Here is a 5,727-nt window from a genome sequence, read left to right on the forward strand (position 1 = left end):
TTTCAGACGCGAATGTACTCGTTGAAAGTCAGCCTTGTGACATTGCCTTTCCAAAAGGTTTTTTTGATGCTTTTAGGCAGTTTTCTACGGCGTTGTAAGTTCCAAGTGGTTTCAGTGACAGGCGCTTTAAAACTGCGCCTGATTTGAGTTTTTCAAAGCGCTCAAAAACGGTGTTGGCAACGTGGAAATTGACTGGAAATCAGAGGTTTAGAATGGCAACTAACAAAGCGTTTAAGGCAGATTCGCAACGCTAGGCATTTTTGGTTTGCTTTGAATTTAGTGTTTACGGCACAATGGTTTAGGTTAGGTGGTAATGTTGCTCACTACTTAACGCAGCGTTAGTTGCCAGCGGTAAAAACGCAGCTAAGGCAGAAAATTTAGGGCTAATGAAATTTTTAGTTTTGCTCGATTTTTGTCTGGTTGTGGTGTGCTGAAATTGTGTTCGATTTTTAATGTTGTAGTTTTGTCTTGCTGTTTCAGACGCTAATTTACACGTTGAAAGTCAGCTTTGTAGGATTGCCTTTCCAAAAGGGCTTTTTGGTGCTTTCAGCCAGTTTTCTGCGGGGTTGTAAGTTCCAAGTGGTTTCAGTAACAGTCGCTTTGAAACTGCGCCTGATTTGAGTTTTTCAAGGCGCTCAAAAACGGTGTTGGCAAAGTGGTAATGGATTGGAAATCAAAGGTTTAGAATGGCAACTAACAAGGCGTTTAAGGCAGATTCGCAACGCTTGGCAATTTTGGTTTGAATCGGCTTTAGTGTTTACGGCACAATGGTTTAGGTTAGGTGGTAGCGTTGCTCACTACTTAACGCGGCGTTATGCTCTATGCTGGAAAATGGAACTTTATGGAGGTTGTCATGAGTATCAAAGAGTCTGATTGGAAAGTCTTTTGCGAAATCAAAAATGAAGCAATTCAGTTGTATTGTACGAGACAACTGAGCGAAGTCATTGAAACTATTACTGACGAGTCAGAACTGGCAGGAGAAAGGTTTCATTTTATGTGTCAGTATTCCAAAACGTCAGAAAAGCAGATGAAGCTTATCTTTGATGGTCATTCTCGTAATAAGGCATTTATTCAGCTCATGCTAATGTGTGAAGAAAATTTGGTTGCACCAGAGCAATTCGAACGCCTCTCGGATGAGTTCAAAAAAGACATTACGTCAATGCTGGAAAGACGAGCATAACAAAGCGTTTAAGACGGATTCACAACGCTTAGCATTTTCAGTTTGATTCAACTTTAGTGTTTACGGCGCAATGGTTTAGGTTGGGTGGTCGCGTTGTTCACCACTTAACGCGGCGTTATGCGACTGAGCAAAAATCTTCTATGTCTCTCTTTCTCGCACTCTTTGGCCATCTGTTTTTCGGTGTCGGCAAATCAGCATTTTTGGCCTAAATTCTTGAATCACTCAGGCCGTAAAACATGCCAAAGTTCGCGGGTTGCCTCATTGGTTTTCGGAGTTGGTTGGTGGTGAGTTTGGCTGGCTCAAAGCGCTGTAAGGGCAAGTTTATCGGCAGTTCATCTTTGCTGCTGGTCTAGAGCGTTGGGTTTCACGAAGCAAAAGTTGAGTCACTAGCTGAAAGTCACTATTAGTCACTTGTTGGAAGTTGGTCTGTAATATAGTGACTTCGGTTGTTCAGTGAATCACAAAAAGTGCTTGGTTTGTTGGAGGTTTTTCGTGTCTGATGTAATCTTCATCTGCCCAACTTGGCTTATGCAGGTGAATTCGCATAACAAACAATTTAAGCAGATTCGCAACGCTTGGCATTTTTGGTTTGAATCGGTTTTAGTGTTTACGGCACAGTGGTTTAGGTGTGGTGGTGGCGTTGCTCACTACTTAATTGGGCGTTAGGCATCATATGTATTAAGGAGTTAACTAATGAAGTTTGTTGTTCCCAATTTTAAAGAAAAGTCATTTAACTGTCCATTGTGCGGTACTTTTTCGCATATGAGATGGGACTATTTGTTAGTAGGTAACACTATTACCAATTTTTATCAGGCGTGCTGCTCATGTTGTAGTGAAGTTTCGATTTGGAAAGTGACAGAGCGGAAAGGTTTTGATGACACTCAAGGGTTTATGGTATTTCCTGATGTTAATTCGTATCCCTTACCTGCTGAAGATATGCCTCAAGACGTAAAAGTTGACTATTTGGAGGCGGCTAGTATTTTTTCTCGTTCCCCGAGAGGGGCTGCAGCGTTGTTACGCTTAGGCTTACAAAAATTATGTAAGCATCTTGGTGAACAAGGCAAGAATATTGACCAAGATATTAGAAGCCTCGCAGCAAAAAACGTACTACCGCCTTTAGTTGTAAAAGTTGCAGATACACTGGTAACAACGCAGTACATCCTGGTGAAATGAATGAATGTGACTTTGATTTCGTAGCATCAAAATTGTTTGATTTGCTAAACTTTATTGTAAAAAAAGGTATATCTGAACCTCGTGAATTAGAAGATCTATATCAGCTAACCCCTGAAGCTCCAAGACAAAATGCTGAAGCTAAAGATCTGAAATCCCGAAATAATGCCTAACAAAGCGTTCAAGACAGATTCCCAACGTTCGGCATTTTCAGTTCAAGTCAGTTTTGGTGTTTACGGTGCAATGCTTTAGGTTCGGTGGTAGGCGTTGCTCACTACTTAACGCGGCGTTATGTACTATGCAGCGAAAATTTTTACTAATTGAGGATTACATCAATGACAGAGCGTTTTTATGTCCCTTCAGAAGGCCCAGATGTAGAAGCACTAAACATTGCACTATATAGTGCATCTATACTTGCTAACAAATTTGAGTCAGAACTGATTTTAGTTGTACCGGCACTTAAACATGCCACGAGTACCGTTCTTAACCAATGTATTAAAGAGACAGCACTGAAGAAATTATCAAAGGGCGAAGTACTTCGTTATCAAGATGTGCCAATTCGCATGGTTTCCATGAAAACATTAAACCCATATCGTGATAATGGAGTTTTATTGGCTTTATGGGCAGGTGAAAATATGCTTAGTAAAATTGATGAAAGCCCCAATGCTAAAGGTGTCGTCGCTTTAAGGTGGTCTGGTAATGATGTTGAATCTTGGGCAAAGAAACATGGTGCCAAAGAACTCCCAACCAAGCAAAGTACATAACAAACGCTTTAAGGCGGATTCGCAACGTTCGGCGGTTTTGGTTTGAATCGGCTTTAGTGTTTACGGTGTAATAATTGAGTGTTGTGGTAGTGTTGCTCACCACTTAAGCGGGCGTTATGATTTTCGAGGAAGTTATGGAACCTTTAGTTAGTGAAGAATATATAGTACCCGTAGTATCTGCTTTTATCTCAATCATATCTGCGATAATTGCCTTGGTTGGTTTATTCTTTACTTATCGTAAAAACCAGTTTGATAAGCAACTTGCACTCGACAAAGAAATTTTCGAAGCGGCTGTCAGAAAGCTTGAATCTGCTTTCGAAATGCTGACGAGGGGTATGGGAGAAAAAGCTCTTGTTGTAAGTGATCGGTTAAATTGGATTATGTGTGCGAGAGAAATAGAAAAATTCAAAGTATTTAAATCAAAACTGGGTACCGAACACTACCAACTAGTACTTGGTTCAATAGAGGAATATTGGAGTCATAAGTTTTATGATGTTGTTGGTAAAAATGAATTAATCCAACAAGGTTACTACGAAGGACTTCATGCTGGTTCAGTGCTAGTCGTATATGCGTTTGCTAGTTGGAAAAACGACCAAAAATGCCCAATCGATACTGTAGATTATGAGCAACTATTAGAGTCTTCATCTGTTTTTCAAGGACGATATGGACTTAAAGCATACGTCCAAAACGACAGACAGTACTCCCATTTAGCACAATCATAACAATAAATTTAAGAGTGATTCACAACGCTTGGCGCTTTCATTTCAAGCCAGTTTAGTGTTTATGGCACAATGGTTTAGGTAAGGCGGTAGCGTTGTTCACACCTTAATTTGGCGTTAGTTGCCGGCGAAAAATACGGCTAAAGCAGAAAGTTTCGGACTAATGAATCGTGCAATTTTGCTCTGTTTTGTGTCTGAGTGTGTGGTTTGCTGAAATTGTGTTCGATGTTTAATGTTGTGGCTTTGTTTTGCCGTTTCAGACGCTAATGTACTTGTTGAAAGTCAGCTTCGTGACATTGTCTTTTCAAAAGGTTTATTGAGTGATTTTAGTCGGTTTTCTACGGCGTTGTAAGTTCCAAGTGGTTTCAGTGACAGGCGCTTTGAAACTGCGCCTGATTTGAATCTTTCAAAGCGCTCAAAAACGGTGTTGGCAAAGTGGAAATGAACGGGAAATCAAAGGTTAAGAATGGCAACTAACAAGGCGTTTAAGGCAGATTCGCAACGCTAGGCATTTTTGGTTTGCTTTGAATTTAGTGTTTACAGCACAATGGTTTAGGTTAGGTGGTAATGTTGCTCACTACTTAACGCAGCGTTATGCAAATTTACATCGGTGAAAGATACATGAAATATGAAAAGAGTTTTAATCCATTGTCAGATTTCAGTTTGGACATGTTAACTGACATTGAATTTAAAGAAGATAGTGTAAGGGAAGAGATTATAACTCCTATATTAAAAGCACTGGGTTATTCTGCTTCTAAACCAAATAAGATAATAAGAAGCCGTTCGTTAAAGCATCCGTTTATATCAATAGGTAGTCAACGTAAAGAAATTACCTGTATCCCAGACTATCTATTAGAAGTTGATGGAAAACTAGCGTGGGTCCTAGAGGCTAAAAAACCCGGGGAAAATATCCTAACAGGGAAGCATGTTGAACAAGCTTACTCGTATGCGATCCACACAGAGATCAGAGTTCCATTATTCGCACTCTGTAATGGTGAGGAGTTCGTTCTTTACAAAATAAGTGAAGACAGACCCATACTGCATTTTAAAATTGAAGAGCTTCCGAATTACTTTGAAGCGTTAGGCAAGTACCTTAGTCCCCAAAATGCACTAAACACTGAGTACAAACTAGCGAAAGACTTTGGGTTGCACCTAAAGCGTGTTGGATTTGAGCAGTTTGAGCATTTAGTTTTTCAAGATGTACCTTTTTCATATATTGCTCAACTTGATGGAAACAAGTTTACAACAGCAACAGGAATCGAACCATATGAAGGAGAAGTATATTGTGTAAGCTTTGATTTTGGCATTGAAGTTTTTGAACAAATGAAAGGTTTAATACCAGATGAGGCTTATGAAATTCTTTCGCGTAGAGATATGGGGCAGCGAAATACAGTTAAGTTTGGGGATGGAAGATTTTTAATCTCTGTTGATTGTAAAGTTGGTCAAAACCTGGAAGAAAACCACAACGAAATCTTTTTACCTCTATGGGTCAATTGTAACCCTCCCTGTTTTAGTGGCACTCTAAATTAGAGTTTTTCGGCTTAGACTGAGCATAGAAGGAGAACTCGCGATGAAAAAATCACGTTACTCAGAAACACAAATCGTCAAAATCTTAAAAGAAGTGGAAGTTGGTCGTAAGGTCAATGAAGTGTGCCGTGAATACGGCATTTCAGATGCCACCTACTACAACTGGAAAGCCAAATACGGTGGGATGGAAGCCTCTGAAGTCAAACGCCTTAAAGACTTAGAAGAGCAGAATCGTCGCTTGAAAGCCATGTTTGCTGAGTTGAGCTTAGAGCATCGAATTCTCAAAGACATCGTAGAAAAAAAGCTGTAAAGCCAGCGATAAGACGAGAACTGGTTGAGTATGCCAGACAACGGCACAATGCCAGTT

The 5,727-nt window shown here is 40.0% G+C and carries 5 protein-coding genes and 1 pseudogene; all 6 read left to right on the forward strand.

The window, feature by feature from the left end:
* Positions 1-853 precede the first annotated feature (853 nt).
* The gene (locus BS19_RS14595) at positions 854-1,180 is read left to right on the forward strand and encodes a hypothetical protein (RefSeq protein ID WP_038176233.1); all 327 of its coding nucleotides are present in this window, start codon (positions 854-856) and stop codon (positions 1,178-1,180) included.
* A gap of 693 nt (positions 1,181-1,873) precedes the next feature.
* Positions 1,874-2,353 (forward strand): DUF4145 domain-containing protein, encoded by a 480-nt coding sequence (locus BS19_RS14600; RefSeq protein WP_211253009.1) that lies wholly within the window; start codon positions 1,874-1,876, stop codon positions 2,351-2,353.
* 332 nt (positions 2,354-2,685) lie between these two features.
* Positions 2,686-3,114: a hypothetical protein gene (locus tag BS19_RS14605; protein ID WP_038176234.1), complete on the forward strand. Its 429-nt coding sequence runs from the start codon at positions 2,686-2,688 to the stop codon at positions 3,112-3,114.
* A gap of 134 nt (positions 3,115-3,248) precedes the next feature.
* On the forward strand, positions 3,249-3,836 hold the full coding sequence (locus BS19_RS14610) for a hypothetical protein (protein WP_157631186.1): 588 nt from the start codon (positions 3,249-3,251) through the stop codon (positions 3,834-3,836).
* Between the two features lie 618 nt (positions 3,837-4,454).
* Positions 4,455-5,363, forward strand: coding sequence for a type I restriction enzyme HsdR N-terminal domain-containing protein (locus tag BS19_RS14615; RefSeq protein WP_051686545.1), 909 nt, complete (start codon positions 4,455-4,457; stop codon positions 5,361-5,363).
* A gap of 40 nt (positions 5,364-5,403) precedes the next feature.
* Positions 5,404-5,727, forward strand: a pseudogene (locus tag BS19_RS14620) (transposase); the annotation flags it as partial.

The sequence above is a fragment of the Vibrio pacinii DSM 19139 genome, assembly GCF_000711795.1.
Classification (GTDB): Bacteria; Pseudomonadota; Gammaproteobacteria; order Enterobacterales; family Vibrionaceae; genus Vibrio; species Vibrio pacinii.